Here is a 21,988-nt window from a genome sequence, read left to right as displayed (position 1 = left end):
TTGGCGCATGACAGCGGTGCGTGCCGGAGCGACATTGGCGCTCTCGACTTCGCACGCCCGCCATGAAGCCCAAGCATCTCTTCGACCTCTGCCGCAAGGCCGCGATAGCCTGGGTCGACGACCTGGCGCCGAGCATGGGCGCAGCCATCTCCTATTACACGATGTTCTCGCTGGCGCCCCTGCTGGTGATCGTCATCGCGATCGCGGGCGCGCTCTTCGGCCGCGAGGCGGTGCAGGGTGAGATCGTCGCCCAGCTCACGGGGCTGATCGGCCGCGAGGGCGCGATCGCGGTCCAGGGGCTGGTGCGCAGTGCGAGCGAGCCCGAACGAGGCTTGATTGCCGGCGTGGTCAGCGTCGTCGTGCTGGTGGTGGGCGCCACGACGGTGTTTGCCGAACTGCAGAGTGCGCTCGACCGCATCTGGCACGTGCCGGAGAAGGACAAGCCCTCGGGCGTCTGGGCCGTGCTGCGTGCGCGGCTGCTGTCCTTCGGGCTGATCCTGGGGCTGGCTTTCCTGCTGATGGTGTCGCTGATCGTGAGCGCGGGTGTCGCGGCCGTTGGCACCTGGGCCGGCGGGATGCTGCCGGCCTGGGAACTGCTGCTGCAGGGGCTCAATATCCTGGTGTCGCTGTCGATCACCACGCTGCTCTTCGCGATGATCTTCAAGTTCATGCCGACCGCTCCAATCGCGTGGCGCGACGTGTGGATCGGCGCCGCCGTGACAGCGGTGCTCTTCGAGATCGGCAAGCTGCTGATCGGCCTCTATCTCGGCAAGAGCGGCGTCACCGAATCCTTTGCCGCCGCGGGATCGCTCGTCGTGCTGCTCGCGTGGGTGTACTACGCGGCGCAGATCTTCCTGCTGGGGGCCGAGTTCACCAAGGTGTATGCCAACGAGCACGGCTCGGTCGCCGGCGCAAAGGCCGTCGTGGCCACCAAGGTGATGGCGAAAGAGGCCGAGGCCGGCACCGATCGCATCCCAACCCCGCCCCACGCTACACCGCGCCCACGCTCCCTGTGATCGGCAGCACGATGCCCGTGATGTAGCTCGCGCAGCACGGCGCAGCCAGGAACACGTAGGCCGGCGACAACTCCTCGGGCTGGGCCGGGCGCTTCATGTCGGTGTGCTTGCCGAAGTCCTTCACCTCCTCGCCGGAGCGGTCGGCCGGGTTCAGCGGCGTCCACACTGGGCCAGGCGCGACCGCGTTGACGCGGATGCCTTTGTCCAGCAGGTTGCTCGCGAGCGACTTCGTGAAGGCGTGAATCGCGCCTTTGGTGGTCGAGTAGTCGAGCAGCTGCGCGCTCCCTTCGAGCCCCGTCACGGAACCGGTGTTGATGATCGAGCCGCCCTTCGGAAGATGCGGCACCGCCGCGCGCGCCATCTGGAAGTAGCCCATCACGTTGGTGCGCAGGGTGAGGTCGAGCCGCTCGTCCGTGATGTCCTCGATCGAGGCGGCATGCAATTGGAATGCGGCGTTGTTGACGAGGATGTCCAGCTTCCCGAAAGCCTGCAGCGTCTCTTGTACCGCCTGCTTGCAGAACGCGGGGTCTCGCACGTCACCGGGAATCAGCACGCAGTGCTGGCCCTCGGCCTCGATGCAGCGCCTGGTTTCGTCGGCGTCCACCTGCTCTTCCTGCAGGTAGACGATCGCGACCTGGGCGCCCTCGCGCGCATACAGCAGGGCCACGGCCCGGCCGATGCCCGAGTCGCCGCCCGTCACCAGCGCCACCATGCCGTTGAGCTTGCCGCTGCCGAGATAGCCCGGCGCCTTGAAGCGCGGCTGCAGATCCATGTCGGCTTCGATGCCGGGCTTTTTCAGATGCTGCGTGGGCATCGGGTTTTCGGGCTCGGGACGATGGCCGGCCTGCACCGGTTTCTCGCTCCTGACGTTGGGCTTGGCGGCGCGGTCCTTGGCGTCCTGCTCACGCTGCACCTTGCGGTGCTGGACCGCGACGTCGCCGGCGTCCGTGTTCGACGGGTCATGGGATGAAGTCATGGGCTGCTCCTGGGTTGATGCCCCACCGTAGGCAGCCGCCGCGGCGCGCCATGTCATCCAAGGCCGCATCCGCCGCGCAGACGTCGATGACGTCCCACAGCGCGCCGGGGCCCGCACCTATGTGGCGCCATGCGTCGTCGCGGCAACGTCTCCCCTCCATGAGCACCCCTTCGACGAGCGCGCCCGGCCGTACCCCGCAGACCAGCGAGCGCTGGTGGTCCAAGCTCGGGCCGGGCCTCATCACGGGCGCGGCGGACGACGACCCGAGCGGCATCGCCACCTATTCGCAGGCCGGCGCCCAGTTCGGCTACGGCGTGGGGTGGACGCTGCTCATCACCTATCCCCTGATGATGGGCATCCAGCTCGCCAGCGCGCGCATCGGCCGAGTCACCGGCAAGAACCTCACCGAGACCTTCGCGCGCTTCTGCCCGCGATGGATGGTCGCCTCGCTGGTGTTGCTGCTGCTGGTCGCCAACGTGATCAACCTCGGCGCCGACCTGAGCGCCATGGGCGCCTCGGCCGCACTCGTGCTGCACGGACACGGAGCCTGGTACGCGGCGGGCTTCGGTGTCGTCTCGCTGCTGCTGCAGGTCTTCATGTCCTATGAGCGCTATGTGCGCGTGCTCAAGTGGCTGACGCTGTCGCTCTTTGCCTACGTGGGCGTCGTGTTCGCGGTCGACGTGGATTGGGGCGCAGCGATGCGGGGCGTGTTCGCGCCCTCCTTCCAGTGGAGCCGCGAGTACGTGACCACCGTCGTCGCCATCCTCGGGACCACCATCAGCCCCTATCTTTTCTTCTGGCAGGCCTCGCAGGAAGTGCAGGACATCAAGCGTGTGCCCGAAGACCGTCCGCTGCGTGTCGCACCCGAGCAGGCACGGCGCCAGTTGCGCCGGCTGCGCATCGACACGGCGGTGGGCATGGGCTTCTCGAATCTCATCGCCTTCTTCGTCATCACCGCCGCGGCGGCGACGCTGCATGCCAACGGTCAGACCCAGATCGACTCCACCGAGCAAGCCGCTGCAGCGCTGCGCCCGATTGCGGGCGATGCGGCCTTCCTGCTTTTCGCGCTCGGCATCATCGGCACCGGCATGCTGGCGCTGCCGGTGCTCGCGGGATCCGCGGCGGAGGCGGTGGCGAGCTACTTCCATGTGCGCAAGGGGCTGGACCTGACGCTGGCGCAGGGCCGCAGCTTCTACGGCATCCTCGCCGCCGCCATGGCGATCGGCGTCGCGGTCAGCGTGTCGGGCATCAACCCGATCTCGGCGCTCTACTGGGCTGCGGTGATCAACGCCGTCATCTCCGTGCCGGTGATGGCGGCCGTGATGATCGCGGCGTCGAGCCGCAAGGTGATGCGAGAGATGGTGCTGCCGCGCAAGTGGAAGGTGCTGGGATGGCTCGCGACGGCGGCGATGGCGACGGCTTCTGTGGCGCTGGGGGTGGTTTCCGTCGGGTGAGGTGATCCAACGAAGCCAGCGAATGTCCGATTCTCGGCCCTCATATCGGGCCTTTGGGGTTGCGTTGGGGTGGACGAGTGTGCGTCCAAGAAAGGATCGTTTGGGGCGCGCGCGAGCGCGCAAGCAACCCGGGCACAGACAAGAAAGCCGCAGGCCATGTGATCCTTCGCGTCCTATTGCTGTAATCTCCGCGCTCTACGGTGACTTCGGTCATTGGTCAGCCTCAGGAGATGGGCGATGAAGAAATACGTAGCAGCGATGATGCCTCTGGCCGCATTGATGAGCATCGGTACAGCCTCGGCTCAATCCACCGTCACGCTGTTCGGTATCGTGGATACCGGCGTCAGCAGTTACTGGAACCAGGCTCAGGGCCCGTTCGGCACGACCATCACGACCAAACAGACCCTTCTGACCAATTCCGCCTACAACTCCAGCCGGCTCGGCTTCAAGGGCACGGAAGACCTCGGCGGCGGTCTGCTTGCTGGCTTCTGGCTCGAAGCCGGCATCAATTCCGACGACGGTACAGGCGTCAGTTCAAACGGTGGCCTGCAGTTCAACCGCCGGTCGACCGTGAGTCTCGAGGGCGGCTTCGGCGAGATTCGCCTGGGCCGCGACTACACGCCGACCTACTGGAACGACAACCTCTTCGATCCGTTCGGCGTGAATGGCGTCGGCACGAGCCTGATCAGCACCGCCAGCGGGCAGACTTCGCCCGGAAGCGTCAGGAGCGGCTGGACGAACGGACAGTATTCGCGCTCCAGCAACTCGATCGGCTACTTCCTGCCGAAGCTCGGCGGCTTCTACGGCCAGTTCATGTATGCCTTCAACGAATCGACCCGCTACGACCCGGGCGGCCTGACGCCTCCCGGTGTCGCTGCGATCGTCGCCGATCCGTCGCTGGCATCCGTCGCCGACGACGCACGCGCTGGCCGATACATAGGCGGCCGCGTCGGCTACAACAACGGCCCGCTGGATGTGGCGCTGGCGTATGGCGAAAGCACCGTCGGATCCAACTTCTACCTCGGGACGACGTCCAACATCAATATCTGGAGCATTGGCGGGACCTACGACTTCGGCGTGGTCAAGCTGTTCGGGGAGTACTCGAACAACAAGATGGACACCAGCTTCGCGACCAACGCCTTCAATCCCTTCGGTACCACCAGGCCGGGATTCGACGGTCTGCTGATCGGCGCGACGATCCCCGTTGTCGGGTACGACCTGATCCGCGTCTCGTATTCCGCGGTCAGGTACAACAATGTCAACACGGACTTCTTCGGGTTCAACCCGAACCCGGAGGCCGACAAGTTCGCGATCGGATACGTGTACAACTTCTCCAAGCGCACGGCCGTGTACGCGACGTTCGCCTACCTGAGCAACAAGAACGGCGCCGCCCTGACGGTCGGGGGCCCGGCCTACTACACCGCGCCAATCGCCGGCTTCGCGCCGGTGCCGGACAAGTCGTACGGCTACGACCTCGGTCTGCGTCACTCCTTTTGACCTTGCTCATCATCTTGAGAGTTGACGCAGACGGCTCCGGGGTCTTCAATTGAACCTCCACGGACGGACAGCTTAGGAGGTCTCGCATGACGATATCCTCAGCTGTGGCCGCGCTCTTCGGATGCATATCCGTCCTCGGCTGCGACGTGCAGCCAAGCGTCTTGTTCGTGGCCAACGGCACCCTGTTCCAGATGTTGCAGTTGACCGACGCGCAAGACGGATGCCCTGCCGCAAGCCGGGTTTGCTACCTGACGCTGTGGGATGGCTCAGCTTCTCGCGGATGCTGGGTCCGCGAACATTCCCACATCCGCGTTCGATTTGCCGATCTGGGCGAAAAGCTGATTCCAGTGAACGAGTTCCAACGCACGATGGTGGGCGAGTATCGGAATTCGTCCTTGGACTAAGAAACCATGCGCCGCGAAAACTCGGGCCTGCGAGGCTTGGCAGTCGGGTCAAAAAACTTGAGCAGCGAATGCTCCCTGCTTGTTCGGTGAGCACCGCAATGAAAGCCAAGCCGGATGCGGCTCCGGCGAGATGCTCAGTGGGTTATCCACAGAGTCATGCACCGGCCAAGGGGACAACAAAGCCTTGACTTTCGCATTTTGGTGCAGTGCACAACGCCCTTTCTTCATTGGGAACGGCACACTTTATGTGCGTCAGGACAGTGCAGCGCAGCACGCCACGTTGGTGCGTCGCTTACTTTCTTTTCCACAGCGAGATGCAAGCGGTAACTCACTTGCCCGTGGCGTTACCGAAGCGCGGAGATGGCAGCACTCCGAGCCTGCCACCGTTCAGGCGCGCGAACGCCGGGCCGGCCCGAAGTCGACCGGCAGGCTCCCTTCGGTCTTCACTTCCCGCAGCACGATCGCCGAGCGCACGTGGGTGACGCCGGCCTGTTCGAACAAGGTGGTGTGCAGGAATTTCTCGTAGTGCTTGATGTCCGGCACCAGCACCGTGAGGATGTAGTCGGCCGGGCCGGTGGCCGACACGCAGCGCACGATCTCCGGGCTCGCTTCGACGGCCTTTTCGAAGTCGCGCACCTTCGATTCGTTGTGCCGGTCGAGATTCACTTCCGTCACCGCGGCGATATGGAGGCCGACCTTCTCGCGGTCGACCACGACGGTGTAGCCGCGAATCACGCCCGCGGCTTCCATCTCCTTGATGCGGCGCCAGCAGGGCGTGGACGAGAGGCCGACCTTGTCGGCGATCTGCTGCACCGTCTGTCGCGCGTCGCGCTGCAGTTCCAGCAGGATCCGCAGCGAGTAGTTGTCGAGAGGAATGGAATCGTCATTCATGGGGCTCTGCGAGAATGAAATTCTCGGAACTAGGGTCGTTTCGGGTGCATTGCAGAGGATATTCCTCCCGTGGGCGGAGAACAATTCTCGGATGAACTCGATCGAGACTCCTTCTCCCATCCGGCGCCCCGCGTATCAGCTTGCCGACAGCCTCTGGGCTCGCTCCGGCGCCGTTTTCCTGACCGGCACGCAAGCGCTGGTGCGCGTGCTGCTGATGCAGCGCCAGCGCGATGCGGCCCGCGGATTCGACACCCAGGGCTTTGTCAGCGGCTACCGCGGTTCACCGCTCGGCATGGTCGACCAGGCGATCTGGAAAGCCGGCCCTCGCTTCAAGGATGCGGGCATTCGCTTCGTGCCGGCGATCAACGAGGAACTGGCGGCGACGCAGGTGCTCGGCACGCAGCGCGTGGAGTCGGACCCCGAACGCACCGTCGAGGGCGTGTTCGCCATGTGGTACGGCAAGGGCCCGGGCGTGGACCGCGCCGGCGATGCGCTCAAGCATGGCAATGCCTACGGCTCGTCGCCGCAGGGTGGCGTACTGGTGGTGGCGGGCGACGACCACGGCTGCGTCTCTTCCTCGATGCCGCACCAGAGCGATCACGCCTTCGTCGCCTGGAGCATGCCCGTCATGCAACCGGCGAGCGTCGCCGAGTACCTGGAGTTCGGCCTGTACGGCTACGAGCTGTCGCGCTTCTCGGGTGCGTGGGTCGGCATGGCGGCGCTGTCCGAAGTGGTCGAGAGCGCGGGCACGGTGGACCTCGATCTGATCGACGCGCGAATCGCGGCGTGGGCGGATGCCGACACGGTGCGCGCCGCCACTGGCCATCGCGCGCCGGCCGATGGCTTGCACTACCGCTGGCCCGACCTGCCTTCGCTGCGCATCGAATCGCGCCTGGCCGACAAGCTGGAGGCGGTGGCTGCGTTTGCGCGCGTCAACAGCATCGATCGTCACGTGATCGAGAGCCCGAATGCGAAGGTGGGTATCGTGACTTGCGGCAAGGGGCACTACGACCTGATGGAAGTGCTGCGCCGTCTCGAAGTGACGCCGGAGAGTCTCGCGCGCGTCGGCGTCAGGCTCTACAAGGTGGGCCTGAGCTTTCCGATCGAGCAGACCCGCATCCAGGCCTTCGCGCAGGGCCTCGACGAGATCCTGATCGTCGAGGAGAAAGGCGCGATCGTCGAGAGTCAGTTGCGCGACCTTTTCTACAACGCGCCGTCCGGTGCGCGACCTGCGCTGGTCGGAAAGCACGACCGCGACGGCCGGCCGCTGGTATCGGCGCTCGGCGAGCTGCGGCCATCGCGGCTGATCGAACTGGTGGCCCATTGGCTCTCGGTGCACTTTCCCGAAAACGCCGAGCTCGGTGATCACTTCCAGCACGTGCGCGACTTCACGCCGCCGGAGCTGCTGAGCAACGACGGCGATTCGGTCAAGCGCCTGCCGTACTTCTGCGCCGGCTGCCCGCACAACACGAGCACCAAGGTGCCCGAAGGCTCGACGGCGCGCGCCGGCATCGGCTGCCACTTCATGGCCAACTGGATGGACCGCAGCACGGCGGGCCTGATCCAGATGGGTGGCGAGGGCGTCGACTGGGTCTCGCACTCGATGTTCACGCGCACCCCGCATGTCTTCCAGAACCTCGGCGACGGCACCTACTACCACTCGGGCTATCTCGCGATCCGGCAGGCTGTCGCGGCCAAGGCGACGCTGACCTACAAGATCCTGTTCAACGACGCGGTCGCGATGACCGGCGGACAGCCGGTCGACGGCATCATCAGCGTCGATGCCATCGCGCGGCAGGTCGAATCCGAAGGCGTGAAGCAGGTGATCGTCGTCAGCGATGCGATCGAGAAGTACGCGGCGATCAAGGGCAAGTTCCCGGCCGGCACCGAGTTCCACGACCGCAGCGAACTCGACGCGGTGCAGCGCCGCCTGCGCGAGATCCCCGGCGTGACGGTGCTGATCTACGAACAGACCTGTGCGGCCGAGAAGCGCCGGCGCCGCAAGAAGGGCGAGCTGGCCGATCCGCCCAAGCGCCTGTTCATCAACGAGGCGGTCTGCGAGGGCTGCGGCGATTGCAGCGTGCAGAGCAACTGCGTGGCCGTACTGCCGCATGAAACCGACCTCGGCCGCAAGCGCAAGATCGATCAGACGAGCTGCAACAAGGACTATTCCTGCGCGAAGGGCTTCTGCCCCAGCTTCGTCGGCGTGACCGGCGGCGCGCTGCGCAAGAAGAGTGGCGCACTGGCCGCCGGCCGCGAGGCCTTCCTGCAGCATGTGGCCGCATTGCCGCGCCCGGCCTCGCGCACATGGGACGCGCCCTATGACCTGCTCGTCACCGGCGTCGGAGGCACCGGTGTCGTGACCGTGGGCGCGGTGATCGCGATGGCCGCGCACCTCGAAGGCAAGTCGGCCAGCGTGCTGGACTTCATGGGCTTCGCGCAGAAGGGCGGCGCGGTGCTCAGCTTCGTGCGCCTGGCCGATACGCCCGAGCGGTTGAACCAGGTGCGCATCGACACCCAGCAGGCCGATGCGATCCTGGCCTGCGACATCGTCGTGGGCGCTTCGCCCGATGCACTGCAGACTGTGCGGCATGGACGCACCCGCATCCTCGCGAACACGCACGAGATTCCGGTGGCCGAGTCGCTGCGCAATCCGGACGCCGATCTCAAGGTCGAACTGCTGTTGGAGAAGATGCGCTTCGTTGCGGGCAGGAGCCAGGTCGAGACCTTCGATGCGCAGACGATGGCGGAGGAATTCCTCGGCGACACGCTGGCGTCGAACATTCTCGCGACCGGCTATGCGTGGCAGCGCGGGCTGGTCCCGCTGAGCCTGGAGGCGGTGACGCGCGCGATCGAACTCAACGGGGTCGCGGTCGCTGCGAACCTCATGGCCTTTTCGCTCGGCCGGCTTGCCGCAGGCGCACCGCAGGCGATCGAGGGATTGCGGAGCGCGACCGCATCCAACATGCAGGATGAATCATTGGAGGCCTTGATCGCGCGCGGACGCCAGCACCTCACCGGCTACCAGAACGCAGCCTGGGCGCAACGCTTCGAGGCGCGCGTGCGCACCCTCCTGCAGCGCGAAGCGGCACTTGCCGGTGGCGACGCGAGCCTGCCAGTCACGCGCAACGCAGCGCGCAGCCTGCTCAAGCTCATGAGCTACAAGGACGAGTACGAGGTCGCGCGCCTCTACAGCGACGGCAGCTTCCGCGAGAAGCTCGCGGAGCAGTTCGAAGGCGACATCCGGCTCGAGTTCCACATGGCACCGCCTCTGCTGTCTCGGCCGAAGGACGGTCAGCCGCCGGTCAAGATCCGCCTCGGCGCGTGGATGCTTCCGGCCATGAAGTGGCTCGCCCACGGCAAGCGAATTCGCGGCACGGCCCTCGATCTCTTCGGACACACAGCGGAACGCCGGCTGGAGCGCTCGCTGATCGACCAGCTCGATGCGCGGCTCGACGAGTTGATGTCCGAGCTGTCGCCCGACAACCAGAAGCTCGCGGCGCAGATCGCCGCCGTGCCCCTGACGATCCGCGGCTACGGTCACGTGAAGCTGGCCAATCTCGCACTCGCGCGCGGCCGCGAAGCCGAGCTGATGCACCGCTTCTCGCCCGGCCGCTACCCGAGGCCGGCCACGGAAGCGAAGGCCGGGCAGATCCGCGGGATTGCGGTTGTCGCGACGAACTGAATTGCCCGGTGCGTCGCCTCACGCGCGGGGCTACGCCACGACCCGCTCTGCGTTCACGTCCTTCACCAGCCTTGCCATTGCTGCTGCTGCCTGCCGCCGTGGATATTTCCGGCGATTGCGCCGGCAATGCCACCGATTGCGGCTCCTGTCCATGCGTCGCCCCCGGCGATTGCCGCGATGCCTGCGCCGCCCGCAGCGCCCATGGCCGCGCCGCTCATCGTCCCTTGCTGCTGCGGCGTCATGTCCACGCAACTCGCCAGGAGCGTGAGGGCCGCGACACTTGTCATCCATGCGAGTTTTTTCATGGTCAGCCTTCTACGATTTGGAGCACCGGCTACTTCGATGCGGGTACCTGCATTTCATTGCGACGGATCGTGCCGCCGCCTTGCACGCTTCCTCGAACCTGCGTGTCGCCTGCGCCCGTAACGCGTTTCTCGCACGCGTCACGGGCAGTGCCCGCCGGCTGACGCTGGCAACGCGCCAACGCGTTCTCGTCGTAGCCTCCAGTGCTATTGAGTTTGCCCCGGCTCTTTGCATCTTGCGCCGCCGCCGCTTCGCGCAAACAAGCCGTTCGATCGACGCGGGGATCGTTGCATCGATCGAGGTCACTTGCAGCGAAGGTGCTAGTTGCGCCCACTGTGGCGCCGACAGCTAGCAGTACTTTCATCACTGATCGAAGAGGCCTTTTCATTTGGCTTGCTCCTTGTGCGAGAGAAGAGGACGCACAGTTTGACGCCGTTCCTCTCTTCTGCCAACTCCAGGTGGCCGCCGCTCCGGTGCGATGGGAACAAGTGCCCGATGGTGCTATTGACAAAGGCCGACCACCCACTGATCCTCGTTCGCGAAGGCGAATCGATTCAAGAAAAAGAGGAGATTCCATGGCTTCGAATGAGTGTCCGCAGCGCTGACTTGGCATGACCACACCGGAGGACCAGACACTCTCGCGAGGTGCGCTTGTTGGCCTCGTCGTCGGCTCGATGGTCGGTGCCGGCATCTTTGCGCTGCCGGCGGCTTTCGGCCGTTCGACCGGCGTTGTGGGTGCGCTGGTTGCATGGACCATCGCCGGGACCGGCATGCTGATGCTGGCGTTCGTCTTCCAGACCTTGTCTCAGCGGCGGCCCGACCTCGACTCCGGCATCTACGCCTATGCCAAGGCCGGGTTCGGCAACTACCTCGGCTTTGCAGCGGCAGTGGGCTACTGGATCGGTGCATGCCTGGCCGACACCGCTTGCTTGATCCTGATCAAGGCAACGCTGGGGCAGTTCATCCCGGCCTTCGGTGACGGCTCGACGGCGGCGGCGATCGTCTCTGCGTCGGTGCTTCTGTGGGGCGTGCATATCCTGGTCCTGCGCGGCATCAAAGGGGCAGCGGCGCTGAACTCCATTGCCACGGTCGCGAAGATGGTTCCGATCGTCATCTTCATCGTCGTCGCCATCTTCGGTTTCAAGGCGGACATCTTTGCGCTCAATTTCTGGGGCAGCGAAGAACCAACCGTGTCCAGTGTGGCCAGCCAGGTGCGCGGCACGATGCTGGCGACCGTCTTCGTCTTCGTCGGAATCGAAGGGGCAAGCGTCTACTCGCGCTACGCGAAGAACCGAGAGGATGTAGGCATAGCCACCGTGCTTGGATTTCTCGGTGTGCTTTGCCTGCTCGTGCTCGTCACCATCCTGTCTTATGGTGTGCTGCTGCGCCCTGACCTCGCGGCACTCCCCACACCCGCGATGGCCGGCGTGATGGCGTCCATCGTCGGACCGTGGGGCCTGGTCTTCATCAGCATCGGCCTGTTGATCTCCATCCTCGGCAACTATCTGTCGTGGTCCTTGCTCGCGGCCGAAGTTCTGTTCTCCGCGGCGAATGCCAAGGTCATGCCGGCCTTCCTGGCGCGCGAGAACGCCAACAAGGTTCCTGTCGCGTCGCTGTGGCTGTCGAACATCGTGATCCAGCTGTTCCTGCTCGTGACCTGGTTTGCCGAATACGCCTTCACGCTGGCATTGAAGATGACGAGCTCGATGACACTCATCCCCTACCTGCTCGTCGCGGCCTATGGGCTGAAGCTTGCGTGGACAGGTGAGACCTACCAGGCGGACGCACGCGCCCGAACCGCAGATGGGGTGCGCGGCGCCATCGCGACGGTCTATGCCATCGGCATGCTCTACGCGGGCGGCCTCAAGTTCGTGTTGCTGGCGGCGGTCCTGTATGCGCCCGGAACGATCCTTTATTTCATCGCCCGGCGTGAGCAGAAGGAGCGGCTTTTCACAACGCACGAGTTGATGGTCTTCGCAGTGCTGATCGTGGCTGCGATCGCCGCACTGATCGCGCTCGGTTCCGGCGCGATCACCGTGTAGAGCCGCAAGGAATGCGAATGTCGATGTCGAACCCCTCGCGCCATGCCGCTGCGTTGCTGCTCTTGCTGCTGCCTCTCCCGGCGCTCGCAATGAACGCAATGACACTGCAGGCGGTCAACATGAGAAGCGGACCGGACCGCGCCTTCCCGTTGGTGACCTGGCTGCCTGCTCGAGCCCCCGTCAGGGTGATGGGCTGCACCAACGGCTGGAGGTGGTGCGATGTCAGTTCGGGCCGCAACCGTGGATGGGTCGATGCGCGCTATCTGTCCAATTCTGTTCGAGGCCGGGCACCCATCGTGCGCTTCTCGCCCGAGCGCTACTGGGACCAGCACTATCGCGGCCGCCCGTGGTACGCCGATCGTTCGAACTGGATCAACTGGTGGGCGGCGCCTTCATTCGGGCCGCCGCCATCGCCACCGGCATGGCGGCCCGGCATGCAGCCTTCGCGGCAGCCACCAGCGTCGCCGGGCAGGCCGCCCAGCGGCTGAGTGTGCTTCATCGATACCTTCAACCCTTCCACTTCTCATGGAGCGAGCCGTATGACCCGTTATCTGTACATCGCGCTGATCGTGATCCTCGCTGGCGTCGTCCTGCTGTTCAAAGTCCAGAACATGGAGACTGCGACGGTCTCTCTGTTCAACATGAGCGTCACGCTCCCGACCTCGGTTCTTGTTCTGATCGTGTATGTGCTTGGCATGTTCACGGGCGGCTCCGTCTTCGGGCTCATGCGCACATGGACGAACAAGGCCACTGCACGATAACGTTCACCTTCATCGACAAATTCAAAGGAAGTCAAATGAGCAATTTCTGGGACTTGATTCAACTGCTGCTGTCGACCTTCGTCCTCATCGTCTATCTGCTCATCCTGTTCCAGATCATCGGGGACCTCTTCCGCGATTCGGAGTTGGGTGGCGGATTCAAGGTGCTGTGGATCATCGGCCTCATCTTCGTCCCCGGCCTCACGGCCATCGTCTACATCATTGCGCGGGGTCGAGGCATGGCAGAGCGGCAGCGCGCCAGTCTGCAGCGTGCCAAGTCAGACGCCGATGCCTACATCCGCGAGGTGGCCGGCAAGGCGCCGGCCGAACAGATTGCCGATGCCAAGGCGCTGCTCGATGCGGGAACGATCAATCAGGACGAGTTCGCAAGATTGAAGGCCAAGGCACTGTCCTGAGGCCAGAGTTGCTGCGCTACCGTTCCGGCCATGGGCTGTTGTGACAAATACACGAGGGAGTACGTTTTTCGCACGTCGACGTTACATTTGAATACGTTTGGGCTACTATCGCCTCATCCAATGAGGTCGAAAGTATGAACACGTACCAGACATCCAGCCAAGCCACCGGGGTCGCACGCACTCTCAGCAGGAGCAGCCGCAGCACCATCGTTGTTTACAAGACGGCAGAAAACAGGTTCGTGACGGCCAGCCCCAAAGACACGGTGCGCGGGCTGGTGCTTGGCGCCTATCGCAACGGCTACGGGATTCCCGTCGGCGAAGCGGTCAGGTAAGGCAAACCGGGGGCAGCGGGTCGAACTTCATGACCTCTGCGACCGCCCCTTGTGCTCGTACTTGCGCCAGTACTGAAACTCGTCCTCATGGACTTCGATGTCCAGTTCCGAGACCCTGGCCTGGAGCCTTTCCTGTACTTCGGCCACGGCCCGGTTGTAGATTGCCGGACCCACTTCTTCCAGGAAGAACCCAAGTAGAGCGCCAGCAGCAATGTTGCCGATGGGTTCCTCCATGTTCTCGCGGAAGTACCTCTCGATGGAGGCAATGGCTTCCTTCCGTGCTTCCTTGCTCAGCTCAATGGTCATGGCGCGCCTCTCCAGGATTGCATGCAGGTTGCAGCCGATTCTGCCGTGCCGTACAACGGTATCAGTCTCATCCGACAGACCGAGATCCCGCGACGAGGAGGATGGGCGCTGTTTGACCGTGACGGCGGATGCCAGATCCTCAACTCTTCAGGAGATCCGGAATGACCAGCAAGAACACGATATGCCTGTGGTACGACCGCGACGCCGTCGACGCCGCAAACTTCTATGCCAAAACATTCCCCGACAGCGCCGTCGGCACCATCTACCGCGCGCCGGGCGACTATCCCGATGGCAAACAGGGCGATGTGCTGACGGTCGAGTTCACTGTCGCCGGCATCCCTTGCCTCGGGCTGAACGGCGGTCCGCACTTCAAGCACAACGAGGCTTTCTCCTTTCAGATCGCGACCGACGACCAGGCCGAAACCGACCGCCTGTGGAACGCGGTCGTCGGCAATGGCGGCCAGGAGAGCGAGTGCGGCTGGTGCAAGGACCGGTGGGGCCTGTCATGGCAGATCACCCCGCGCGCCCTCACCGCGGCAATAGCTGACCCCGATCGCGCGGCGGCCAAGCGCGCGTTCGACGCGATGATGACCATGAGAAAGATCGACATTGCCGCGATAGAAGCGGCACGACGGGGCTGAAACTTGTCCTCAAGTTGACGGGCGCACATCGTCGTTGCCCTCAGGCTCGCCCGAGCGGGCCTTCGATCAACTTCACAGCCCCGCTAACATGTGTGCGTTCATCCAGTGTCCGACGCACTGGAGCCAAGGGGCTGCGCCTCTCATTCATCCATCCTCATGGCGTCCGCAGATTCATCATCCCCAGCGTTCACCGTTTCCGTCAAGACGCTCTGCGCTTTCGGCGCGAAGGCGGGTGACCTGGATCTGCGCTTCGTCCCCGCGCCGAGCGCGCAGGAGGGACAGGCTGGGCATCGGCTGGTGCAGGCGCGCCGAGGCTCGGGCTACGAAAGCGAAATCGCCCTCTCGTCGCGCCACGAGCACCTGCACGTGCGAGGACGCGCCGACGGCTACGACACGCATGGCCGGCGCGTCGAGGAGATCAAGACCTTTCGCGGCGACTTCGAAGCCATCAAGGCCAATCACCGCGCGCTGCACTGGGCGCAAGCCCGCACCTACGCCTGGATGCTGTGCGAGCGCGATGCGCTGGAACAGGTCGAGGTGGCGCTCGTCTACTTCGACCTGGGCACGGAACGGGAAGTGGTGCTTGAAGAGGCCTGCACCCGCGACGCACTTCGCCAGCATTTCGAACTGCTCTGCAGCGGCTTTCTCGCGTGGGCCGAGCAGGAGGCCGCACACCGCGCGGGCCTCGACGAGGCACTCGGCGCGCTGAGCTTTCCTCATGGCGAATTCCGCGCGGGCCAGCGCGATCTGGCGCAGGCCGTGTACCGCTCGGCTGTCTCTCAACGCTGCCTGCTGGCGCAGGCGCCCACGGGCATCGGCAAGACGGTGGCCACGCTCTTTCCGCTGCTCAAGGCCCGGCCCGGGCGCCAACTCGACAAGATCTATTTCCTCACCGCGAAGACCTCCGGCCGGTCGATTGCGCTGAACGCCCTGCGCACGCTGGACCGCGAACTTGCGCCGCTGCGCGTGCTCGAACTCGCCGCGCGGGAGAAGGTCTGCGAATATCCCGGCCGCGCCTGCAACGGCGAAGCCTGCCCACTGGCGCGGGGCTTCTACGACCGTCTGCCTGCGGCGCGCAGCGAAGCCGCGCGAAGCGCATGGCTCGATCGGGCGGCAGTGCGCAGCATCGCGCTGACGCACGAGGTCTGCCCCTACTTCCTCTCTCAAGAGATGGTGCGCTGGAGCGACGTGATCGTCGGCGACTACAACTACTACTTCGACGGCAGTGCTTTCCTCTTCGGGCTGATGAAGGAAGAAGACTGGCGCGTCGCGCTTCTGGTCGACGAGGCGCACAACCTTCTCGACCGCGCGCGCGGCATGTATTCCGCGGAAGTGGAGACGCAGGGCGTGGAGGCCGTGCGCGGCAAGGCACCGCCTTTCATCAAGAAGGCCCTCGGCCAGTTGCAGCGTGAATGGCAACTGCTGCAGCGCGATCAGGTCGCCGCCTACCAGGCGCGCGACGAGATCCCGGAGCGCTTCACGCGTGCCCTGCAGGACGTGGTCGCGGCGATGGCCGAGCACTTCACGGCGCGGCCCGACGATGCGCAGGGCCTGTTGCAGCAGTGCTTCTTCGACCTGCTCCAGTTCAGTCGGCTCGCCGATTCTTTCGGCAAGCATTCGGTCTTCGAATGCACGGTGGGCGAAGACGGCGCGCGAACGCTTGCCATTCGCAACCTCGTGCCCGCGCCCTTCCTGAAGGGCCGCTTCGCGGACTGCAACTCGGCGGCCTGTTTCTCAGGCACGCTCGCACCCTTCTCGTTCTATCGAGACACGCTGGGTCTGCCGGCGGACACGGCCACGCTCGACGTGGGCTCGCCCTTCCGAAGCGAGCAATTGACGGTGCGCGTCGCGATGGACGTATCGACCCGCTTCCGCGACCGCGGCCGTTCATTGACGGCGCTCACCGACATCATCGCGAGCCAGTTCGCCGGGCGGCCGGGCAACTACCTTGCCTTCTTCAGCAGCTTCGACTACCTGGCCAGTGCTTCGGCCGCCTTTGCGCACCGGCATCCGGAGATTCCGGCATGGTCGCAGTCACGTGGCATGCGCGAGGCGGATCGCGATGCCTTCCTCGCCCGATTCATCGCCGGCGGGCAGGGCATCGGCTTTGCGGTTCTGGGCGGCGCCTTCGGCGAGGGCATCGACCTGCCGGGCGACAGGCTCGTCGGCGCCTTCGTCGCCAGCCTGGGCCTGCCGCAGTACAACGAGCCGAACGAGATCATGCGCGAGCGCATGCATGCGCTGTTCAGCGACGGCTACGAGTACACCTACGTCTATCCCGGCCTGCAGAAGGTGGTGCAGGCGGCCGGCCGCGTGATTCGCACCGAAACCGATGCTGGCGTGCTGTACCTGCTGGACGACCGCTTTGCGCGGCAGGAGATCCGCGCATTGCTGCCCGCGTGGTGGGAAGTGCAGCCGTTGTTCGCGGCGCAGCGGTAGGACGGGCCGGCCTCAGAAAGCGGACCCGCGCGCCGCCGCGCTGCGTCCGATCTTGCGGAGCTTGGCCGACAACTGCACCTGCGCTTCGAGCTCGCGCTGCCAAAGCTCGTAGCCCGCATCGCTGGGATGGAGCCCGTCGCGCGCGTTCATGCGCTGGGGATGGCGCGCGAAGGGGTCGCCGTCGCGGTCCCGGAAGAGCGACACAAAGAGGGCGCCGTTGGCCTGCGCCTCTTGCGAGACGATGGCGTGCAGCCTGCGCGAGCGGTAGCTCATCCACCAGTTCCACGGCGGAAGGAAGAAGGGCGCATTCCCGATGTTGCCCGGCGGCATGAAGACCACCAGGTCGGAGCGCACCCGCGCGCGCTGGGCCACGCGCCGGATGCTGTCGCGCAAGGCGGCGTCGCGTGTCATGCGGAGCAAGTCGTTGGCGCCGCCGAGGATCAGCACGGCATCGAAGCGCTCGTCCCCCTCCAGTTGCGCGAGCAAGTCTTCGAAGCGCGCCCTGTCATGCCCCCGGTTGACCACGGTGAGCGACGGGTTGGCGCGGCACAGCAGCCCCGGCAGGCTGTACTCCGGCGTGCTGGCGCCCGTGCCTTTGGCGGTGCTGTCGCCGACCACCAGCAGCCGGGCGCCTTCAGCCTGCGCAAGCCTGTCGAAGGCGTGACCCTTGTGGGCCAGCCTCGCCGATTGCCGCAGCCGGAGCGCCGCATAGCCAGCGGTCGCCGCGGCAATGCCGACCAGCACGGACAGGCCTGCGAAAGCTGCGATGTTCTTCTGGCGTTTCACGCTGGCTCCTCGTCGAATGTCTCAAGCGTAAAGGTAGCGAGTACAACCGCCTGTAGGAAGCGGCCGAACGGCCAGCATGCGAGCCATGAAAGCGTGTACTGACGAACAACGCCCGTCTCTTCCTACCCGTCTCGCGCGCGGGCTGCGAAACATGGGCATTCCAGCATCCAACGATAGAAGGAGCATCACCATGCCAAGAGGTGACAAGTCGTCGTACACGGGCAAGCAGAAGCGCCAGGCCGAGCACATCGAAAAAGGCTATGAGCATCGCGGCGTCGCGAAGAGCGAAGCGGAACGGCGCGCGTGGGCCACGGTGAATGCCGAGACCGGCGGCGGCAAGAAGAGCGGCTCCGGCCGCGGCAAGGCCGAGAACCATGCGCCGGCCCACAAGGGCGGACGAATCGGCGGTGCGGCCTCCGCCTCACGCAGCGCGGCCGAAAGATCCGCTTCGGCGAAGAAGGCAGCCGCCACCCGCAAGCGCAACGCCGAGCACCGGGGCTGAGCCCCTCGCTTCGCGCCGCCGGGTCAGGCCGGATCGGCATCCAGGCGTTTGGACATATCACCGAGCTGAAGCTCGATACGGAACAGGCGCTCGTTGAGGATCGCGGTCTGCAGCCGCAGCGCCTCGATGATCGCGCGGGTCTGCGGGTCGGCGGCGTTGTTCGAAAGCTCCTGCAGCTCGTGCAGCTTGTTGCGCAGCTCGTTGCTCATGTCGAAACTCCATCGGGGGCTATGGAGCCATCCTAGGGCCTGAGACGGATAGAGCCAACTACTCATGCGCGCGGGCGTCACGCTGCGTCAGAATCCGTGGCTCGTTCTCTCCAGCCACGTCATGAACCTCGCCGATTCCTTTGCGGACGTCACCCGTTTCGTCGCCATCCGCCGCGACATCCACGCCCACCCCGAACTGGGCTTCGAAGAGCATCGCACCTCGGAGAAGGTCGCGCAGCTGCTGGAGGAATGGGGCATCGAGGTCCACCGGGGCATTGCCGGCACCGGCCTCGTCGGCGTGCTGCGCCGGGGCACGGGCCAGCGCACCATCGGCCTGCGCGCCGACATGGACGCGCTGCCGCTGCACGAAGCCAACGAGTTCGCTCACAAGTCCACGCATGCGGGCCGCATGCATGCCTGCGGCCACGACGGCCACACGACCATGCTGCTGGCGGCCGCGTGGCATCTGGCGCAGAAGGGCAGCCAGTTCGACGGCACCGTGCACTTCATCTTCCAGCCCGCGGAGGAGATGGGCAAGGCCGGCGCCAAGAAGATGATCCAGGACGGCCTCTTCGATCGCTTCCCGTGCGATGCGGTCTTCGCGCTGCACAACTTCCCGGTGGGCGAGGTCGGGCGTTTCGCGCTCAACGAAGGCGCCCTCATGGCGTCCAGCAACACCTACAGGATCACGCTGCGCGGACGCGGCACCCATGCCTCGATGCCGCACACGGGAATCGACCCGGTGGCTGCCGTCATCACGCTGGCGCAGCAACTGCAGACCATCGTGCCTCGCACCATCGCGAGCACGGAGCGCGCACTGCTCGCGGTCACGCAACTGCAGGGTTCGGACGCGCCCAACGTGATTCCCGATGCGGCCACGGTCGGCGGCACAGTGCGCACCTTCTCGATCGATGCGCTCGACAAGATCGAGGCGCGCCTGCGCACGGTCGCCGAAGGTGTAGCGGCTGCGCACGAATGCACGGCGGAGATCAGCTTCAACCGCGCCTCGCCGCCGGTCGTCAATCACGCGGCCGAGGCGCGCTTCGCCGCCGGCGTGATGCGCGAGGTGGTGGGCGATGACATGGTCACCGACGACTTTCCGGCCGTGATGGGCGCCGAGGACTTCGCCCACATGCTGCAGGTGCGGCCGGGCTGCTATGCCTTCCTGGGCAATGGCGACGGCGACCACCGGCTCGACGGCCACGGGCCCGGGCCTTGCATCATCCACAACACCTCGTTCGACTTCAACGACGAGATCATTCCGATCGGTGCCAGCTACTTCGTGAAGCTGGTGGAGCGTTGGCTCCCGGTCGGCGTCAGCGCCTGAATTTTTACCCCCACCGACCCGAAAGCGATCTCGACGATGACCCATCACCCCACCCGACGTTCGGCCCTTCTCGCAGCGGCCGGCACGCTGGCCCTCGGCGCCGCCGGACCTGTTCTGGCGCAACAGCGCGTGATACACATCGTGGTGCCCTTCGGCACGGGCGCGGTGCAGGACACGGTCGCGCGCGCCTTCAACAATGAGCTGGGCGCGGCGCTCAACGCCGCAGTGATTGTCGAGAACCGCGCGGGCGCGGGCGGCACGGTGGGCGCGGCCATCGCGGCCAAGGCGCCGGCGGACGGCAACACGCTGGTGCTGGCGGCGGCCAGCCACCACATCGCGGGCTTTCTGTACAGCAAGCTGCCCTACGACCCACTGAAGGATTTCGTCGGCGTCGCCAACATCGGCAACGCCGGCTATGTGCTTGCGGTGGCGAGCGGCCTGAACGTGTCGAGCACGGCCGACTTCATCAAGGAGGTCAAGGCCAACCCCGGCAAGTACAACTACGCCTCGGCGGGCAACGGCAGCGCGACGCACCTTGCGATGGCGTCCTTCCTCGCCAAGGCCGGCCTCCAGATGACGCACATCCCGACCAAGTCGACCGGCGAGGCCGTCAACGAGGTGCTCGCGGGCCGCGTACAGGCGGTGATCTCGTCGAGCATCGGCGTGATCGGCTTCCAGAACGACGCACGCGTGAAGCTGCTGGCCTCCACCGGCCAGCAACGCAGCCCCTTCCTGCCGAACCTGCCGACCGTGGCCGAGAGCGGCCTGCCCGGCTATGCCTTCGATTCGTGGATCGGCCTGCTCGCCCCGGCCGGCACGCCGAAAGCCGAGGTCGACCGCCTCAACGCCGCGACCAACAAGGTCCTGGCCGACCCGGCGATCCAGGAGCGCTTCAAGCGCCTGGGCGTGGAGCCGCGCAGCCAGAGCGCCGAGGAGTTCCAGAAGCTGCTGCGCGCCGACTGGGATGCGATGGGCGCCGTGGTGAAGGCGTCCGGCGCGAAGGTCGATTGAGCGAGCGCCAGGGGCTCAGTCGGCCTTGATGTTGCGGGCCTTGATCACCTTGCCCCAGTACTCGGTGTCCTTCTTGACCAGCGCGGCCAGGGCGTCGGGGCCCAGGTAGCGCGGTTCGATGCCGAGCGTTTCGGCGCGCTTCTTCGTCTCGGGCAGTTCCAGCGCCTTCTTCACGCCTTCCGAGAGCTTGGCGATCACCTCGGGCGGCGTCCCGGCCGGCGCGAACAGGCCGACCCAGGCCTCCAATTCGAAGCCCGGCAACCCGGCCTCGGCCGTCGTGGGCACGTCGGGCAGCATCGGGTGGCGCGTCTTGCTGGTGACCGCGAAGGCCTTGAGCTTGCCGGCCTGCACGTGCCCCATCACCGAGGGTGGCGTCGTGATGAACACCTGCACCTGGCCGCTGAGCACGTCCTGGATCGCGGGGCCCGAGCCCTTGTAGGGCACGTGCGTCATCTCCGTCTGCGTGGTCTGGTCGAACAGCTCGGTCCCGACGTGCGACAGGGAGCCGTTGCCCTGCGATGCGTAATTGACCTTGCCGGGGTTCTGCTTCACGTAGGCGATGAACTCCTTGAGGTTCTTCGCCGGAACCGAGGGGTGCGCGGTGATGACGTTGGTGGCCGCGGCGATCAGCGCCACCGGCACCAGGTCCTTCTGCTCCCACGGCAGCTTGGGGAAGAGCGCGGGGTTGCCCACGTGGTAGGCCGAGTACGAAGCGAGTAGCGTGTAGCCGTCTTTCGGCGCGCGCGCGACCATCTGGTACGCGATATTGCCGCTCGCGCCGGCGCGGTTGTCGATGATCACGGCTTGCCCGAAGAGCTTGGTCAGCGGATCGGCGACCAGGCGCGCCGACGAGTCGACCACGCCACCCGGTGGGTTGGGCACCACCACGGTGATGGTCTTGTCGGGGAAGGATTGCGCCAGCGCTACGGGCGCGGCCAGTGACGCGGAAAAGGCGAGGATGGCGGTGCAGACCAGACGGCGGTTGAACATGGG

22 protein-coding genes are annotated in these 21,988 nt (G+C 65.5%); 15 read left to right on the top strand and 7 right to left on the bottom strand.

Annotation, left to right across the window (positions count from 1 at the left end; translation table 11 throughout):
* Positions 1 to 62 precede the first annotated feature (62 nt).
* On the top strand, positions 63 to 1,016 hold the full coding sequence (locus QTI24_RS10990; protein WP_286600373.1) for a YihY/virulence factor BrkB family protein: 954 nt from the start codon (positions 63 to 65) through the stop codon (positions 1,014 to 1,016).
* Here QTI24_RS10990 and QTI24_RS10985 read toward each other — a convergent pair.
* Positions 991 to 1,992 (bottom strand): SDR family oxidoreductase, encoded by a 1,002-nt coding sequence (locus tag QTI24_RS10985; RefSeq protein WP_286600372.1) that lies wholly within the window; start codon positions 1,990 to 1,992, stop codon positions 991 to 993. The two genes, QTI24_RS10990 and QTI24_RS10985, sit on opposite strands and share 26 nt — an antisense overlap.
* Positions 1,993 to 2,150: 158 nt before the next feature.
* Between QTI24_RS10985 and QTI24_RS10980 the strand changes: the two genes are divergently transcribed.
* From QTI24_RS10980 to QTI24_RS10970, 3 genes are all read left to right on the top strand, one after another.
* Complete coding sequence (locus QTI24_RS10980; RefSeq protein ID WP_286600371.1) at positions 2,151 to 3,446, top strand: Nramp family divalent metal transporter; 1,296 nt, start codon at positions 2,151 to 2,153, stop codon at positions 3,444 to 3,446.
* 237 nt (positions 3,447 to 3,683) lie between these two features.
* Entirely contained in the window at positions 3,684 to 4,943 is a 1,260-nt protein-coding gene (locus tag QTI24_RS10975) for a porin (RefSeq protein ID WP_286600370.1), read from the top strand.
* A 104-nt stretch (positions 4,944 to 5,047) separates the two neighbouring features.
* Positions 5,048 to 5,347: a hypothetical protein gene (locus tag QTI24_RS10970; protein WP_286600369.1), complete on the top strand. Its 300-nt coding sequence runs from the start codon at positions 5,048 to 5,050 to the stop codon at positions 5,345 to 5,347.
* A gap of 387 nt (positions 5,348 to 5,734) precedes the next feature.
* Here the strand turns inward: QTI24_RS10970 and QTI24_RS10965 are convergent, their stop codons facing one another.
* The gene (locus QTI24_RS10965) at positions 5,735 to 6,238 is read right to left on the bottom strand and encodes an Lrp/AsnC family transcriptional regulator (RefSeq protein ID WP_286600368.1); all 504 of its coding nucleotides are present in this window, start codon (positions 6,236 to 6,238) and stop codon (positions 5,735 to 5,737) included.
* Positions 6,239 to 6,329: 91 nt separating this feature from the next.
* Here QTI24_RS10965 and QTI24_RS10960 point away from each other — a divergent pair, with 91 nt between their 5' ends.
* Complete coding sequence (locus tag QTI24_RS10960) at positions 6,330 to 9,923, top strand: indolepyruvate ferredoxin oxidoreductase family protein (RefSeq protein ID WP_286600366.1); 3,594 nt, start codon at positions 6,330 to 6,332, stop codon at positions 9,921 to 9,923.
* 62 nt (positions 9,924 to 9,985) lie between these two features.
* Here QTI24_RS10960 and QTI24_RS10955 read toward each other — a convergent pair whose 3' ends face one another.
* Positions 9,986 to 10,228 (bottom strand): YMGG-like glycine zipper-containing protein, encoded by a 243-nt coding sequence (locus QTI24_RS10955; RefSeq protein ID WP_286600365.1) that lies wholly within the window; start codon positions 10,226 to 10,228, stop codon positions 9,986 to 9,988.
* A 609-nt stretch (positions 10,229 to 10,837) separates the two neighbouring features.
* On the opposite strand from QTI24_RS10955, the gene QTI24_RS10950 reads away from it, so the two are divergent.
* The 5 genes from QTI24_RS10950 (at position 10,838) to QTI24_RS10930 (ending at position 13,774) form a co-directional block, all read left to right on the top strand.
* Positions 10,838 to 12,268 carry a basic amino acid/polyamine antiporter gene (locus tag QTI24_RS10950; protein WP_286600364.1) on the top strand — a complete coding sequence of 477 codons (1,431 nt, stop codon included), beginning with the start codon at positions 10,838 to 10,840 and terminating at the stop codon, positions 12,266 to 12,268.
* Positions 12,269 to 12,285: 17 nt separating this feature from the next.
* A complete protein-coding gene (locus QTI24_RS10945) occupies positions 12,286 to 12,756 on the top strand; it encodes an SH3 domain-containing protein (protein ID WP_286600362.1) in 471 nt (156 codons plus the stop codon).
* A gap of 51 nt (positions 12,757 to 12,807) precedes the next feature.
* Positions 12,808 to 13,029 carry a LapA family protein gene (locus tag QTI24_RS10940; protein WP_286600361.1) on the top strand — a complete coding sequence of 74 codons (222 nt, stop codon included), beginning with the start codon at positions 12,808 to 12,810 and terminating at the stop codon, positions 13,027 to 13,029.
* A 35-nt stretch (positions 13,030 to 13,064) separates the two neighbouring features.
* On the top strand, positions 13,065 to 13,442 hold the full coding sequence (locus QTI24_RS10935; RefSeq protein WP_286600359.1) for an SHOCT domain-containing protein: 378 nt from the start codon (positions 13,065 to 13,067) through the stop codon (positions 13,440 to 13,442).
* 134 nt (positions 13,443 to 13,576) lie between these two features.
* Positions 13,577 to 13,774: a hypothetical protein gene (locus QTI24_RS10930; protein ID WP_286600356.1), complete on the top strand. Its 198-nt coding sequence runs from the start codon at positions 13,577 to 13,579 to the stop codon at positions 13,772 to 13,774.
* Positions 13,775 to 13,801: 27 nt separating this feature from the next.
* Here the strand turns inward: QTI24_RS10930 and QTI24_RS10925 are convergent, their stop codons facing one another.
* Entirely contained in the window at positions 13,802 to 14,080 is a 279-nt protein-coding gene (locus QTI24_RS10925; protein ID WP_286600354.1) for a DUF2164 domain-containing protein, read from the bottom strand.
* Between the two features lie 161 nt (positions 14,081 to 14,241).
* On the opposite strand from QTI24_RS10925, the gene QTI24_RS10920 reads away from it, so the two are divergent.
* Positions 14,242 to 14,721, top strand: coding sequence for a VOC family protein (locus QTI24_RS10920; protein ID WP_286600352.1), 480 nt, complete (start codon positions 14,242 to 14,244; stop codon positions 14,719 to 14,721).
* A gap of 156 nt (positions 14,722 to 14,877) precedes the next feature.
* Positions 14,878 to 17,160: a helicase C-terminal domain-containing protein gene (locus tag QTI24_RS10915; RefSeq protein ID WP_286600351.1), complete on the top strand. Its 2,283-nt coding sequence runs from the start codon at positions 14,878 to 14,880 to the stop codon at positions 17,158 to 17,160.
* Between the two features lie 12 nt (positions 17,161 to 17,172).
* Here QTI24_RS10915 and QTI24_RS10910 read toward each other — a convergent pair whose 3' ends face one another.
* Entirely contained in the window at positions 17,173 to 17,946 is a 774-nt protein-coding gene (locus QTI24_RS10910) for an SGNH/GDSL hydrolase family protein (protein ID WP_286600349.1), read from the bottom strand.
* Between the two features lie 190 nt (positions 17,947 to 18,136).
* Between QTI24_RS10910 and QTI24_RS10905 the strand changes: the two genes are divergently transcribed.
* Positions 18,137 to 18,448, top strand: coding sequence for a plasmid stabilization protein (locus QTI24_RS10905; protein ID WP_286600347.1), 312 nt, complete (start codon positions 18,137 to 18,139; stop codon positions 18,446 to 18,448).
* 23 nt (positions 18,449 to 18,471) lie between these two features.
* Here the strand turns inward: QTI24_RS10905 and QTI24_RS10900 are convergent, their stop codons facing one another.
* Entirely contained in the window at positions 18,472 to 18,657 is a 186-nt protein-coding gene (locus tag QTI24_RS10900; RefSeq protein ID WP_286600346.1) for a hypothetical protein, read from the bottom strand.
* Positions 18,658 to 18,778: 121 nt separating this feature from the next.
* On the opposite strand from QTI24_RS10900, the gene QTI24_RS10895 reads away from it, so the two are divergent.
* Positions 18,779 to 19,984, top strand: a complete 1,206-nt coding sequence (locus tag QTI24_RS10895; RefSeq protein ID WP_286600796.1) for a M20 aminoacylase family protein — start codon at positions 18,779 to 18,781, stop codon at positions 19,982 to 19,984.
* Between the two features lie 36 nt (positions 19,985 to 20,020).
* On the top strand, positions 20,021 to 20,995 hold the full coding sequence (locus QTI24_RS10890; protein WP_286600344.1) for a tripartite tricarboxylate transporter substrate-binding protein: 975 nt from the start codon (positions 20,021 to 20,023) through the stop codon (positions 20,993 to 20,995).
* Positions 20,996 to 21,010: 15 nt separating this feature from the next.
* On the opposite strand, the gene QTI24_RS10885 is transcribed toward QTI24_RS10890, so the two are convergent.
* On the bottom strand, positions 21,011 to 21,985 hold the full coding sequence (locus QTI24_RS10885) for a Bug family tripartite tricarboxylate transporter substrate binding protein (protein ID WP_286600342.1): 975 nt from the start codon (positions 21,983 to 21,985) through the stop codon (positions 21,011 to 21,013).
* Between the last annotated feature and the right edge of the window lie 3 nt (positions 21,986 to 21,988).

The sequence above is a fragment of the Variovorax sp. J22P240 genome (genome assembly GCF_030316855.1).
Lineage (GTDB): Bacteria > Pseudomonadota > Gammaproteobacteria > Burkholderiales > Burkholderiaceae_C > Variovorax.
This window is presented reverse-complemented; position numbering and strand designations above follow the sequence as displayed.

Bases quoted from the DNA above. Each gene is read 5' to 3' on its own strand.
- QTI24_RS10975 (WP_286600370.1), top strand. From the start codon at position 3,684: ATGAAGAAATACGTAGCAGCGATGATGCCTCTGGCCGCATTGATGAGC.
- QTI24_RS10915 (WP_286600351.1), top strand. From the start codon at position 14,878: ATGGCGTCCGCAGATTCATCATCCCCAGCGTTCACCGTTTCCGTCAAG.
- QTI24_RS10890 (WP_286600344.1), top strand. From the start codon at position 20,021: ATGACCCATCACCCCACCCGACGTTCGGCCCTTCTCGCAGCGGCCGGC.
- QTI24_RS10990 (WP_286600373.1), top strand. From the start codon at position 63: ATGAAGCCCAAGCATCTCTTCGACCTCTGCCGCAAGGCCGCGATAGCC.
- QTI24_RS10940 (WP_286600361.1), top strand. From the start codon at position 12,808: ATGACCCGTTATCTGTACATCGCGCTGATCGTGATCCTCGCTGGCGTC.
- QTI24_RS10920 (WP_286600352.1), top strand. From the start codon at position 14,242: ATGACCAGCAAGAACACGATATGCCTGTGGTACGACCGCGACGCCGTC.
- QTI24_RS10930 (WP_286600356.1), top strand. From the start codon at position 13,577: ATGAACACGTACCAGACATCCAGCCAAGCCACCGGGGTCGCACGCACT.
- QTI24_RS10935 (WP_286600359.1), top strand. From the start codon at position 13,065: ATGAGCAATTTCTGGGACTTGATTCAACTGCTGCTGTCGACCTTCGTC.
- QTI24_RS10965 (WP_286600368.1), bottom strand. From the start codon at position 6,238: ATGAATGACGATTCCATTCCTCTCGACAACTACTCGCTGCGGATCCTG.
- QTI24_RS10950 (WP_286600364.1), top strand. From the start codon at position 10,838: ATGACCACACCGGAGGACCAGACACTCTCGCGAGGTGCGCTTGTTGGC.
- QTI24_RS10885 (WP_286600342.1), bottom strand. From the start codon at position 21,985: ATGTTCAACCGCCGTCTGGTCTGCACCGCCATCCTCGCCTTTTCCGCG.
- QTI24_RS10960 (WP_286600366.1), top strand. From the start codon at position 6,330: ATGAACTCGATCGAGACTCCTTCTCCCATCCGGCGCCCCGCGTATCAG.
- QTI24_RS10955 (WP_286600365.1), bottom strand. From the start codon at position 10,228: ATGAAAAAACTCGCATGGATGACAAGTGTCGCGGCCCTCACGCTCCTG.
- QTI24_RS10945 (WP_286600362.1), top strand. From the start codon at position 12,286: ATGTCGATGTCGAACCCCTCGCGCCATGCCGCTGCGTTGCTGCTCTTG.
- QTI24_RS10980 (WP_286600371.1), top strand. From the start codon at position 2,151: ATGAGCACCCCTTCGACGAGCGCGCCCGGCCGTACCCCGCAGACCAGC.
- QTI24_RS10895 (WP_286600796.1), top strand. From the start codon at position 18,779: ATGAACCTCGCCGATTCCTTTGCGGACGTCACCCGTTTCGTCGCCATC.
- QTI24_RS10900 (WP_286600346.1), bottom strand. From the start codon at position 18,657: ATGAGCAACGAGCTGCGCAACAAGCTGCACGAGCTGCAGGAGCTTTCG.
- QTI24_RS10925 (WP_286600354.1), bottom strand. From the start codon at position 14,080: ATGACCATTGAGCTGAGCAAGGAAGCACGGAAGGAAGCCATTGCCTCC.
- QTI24_RS10905 (WP_286600347.1), top strand. From the start codon at position 18,137: ATGCCAAGAGGTGACAAGTCGTCGTACACGGGCAAGCAGAAGCGCCAG.
- QTI24_RS10985 (WP_286600372.1), bottom strand. From the start codon at position 1,992: ATGACTTCATCCCATGACCCGTCGAACACGGACGCCGGCGACGTCGCG.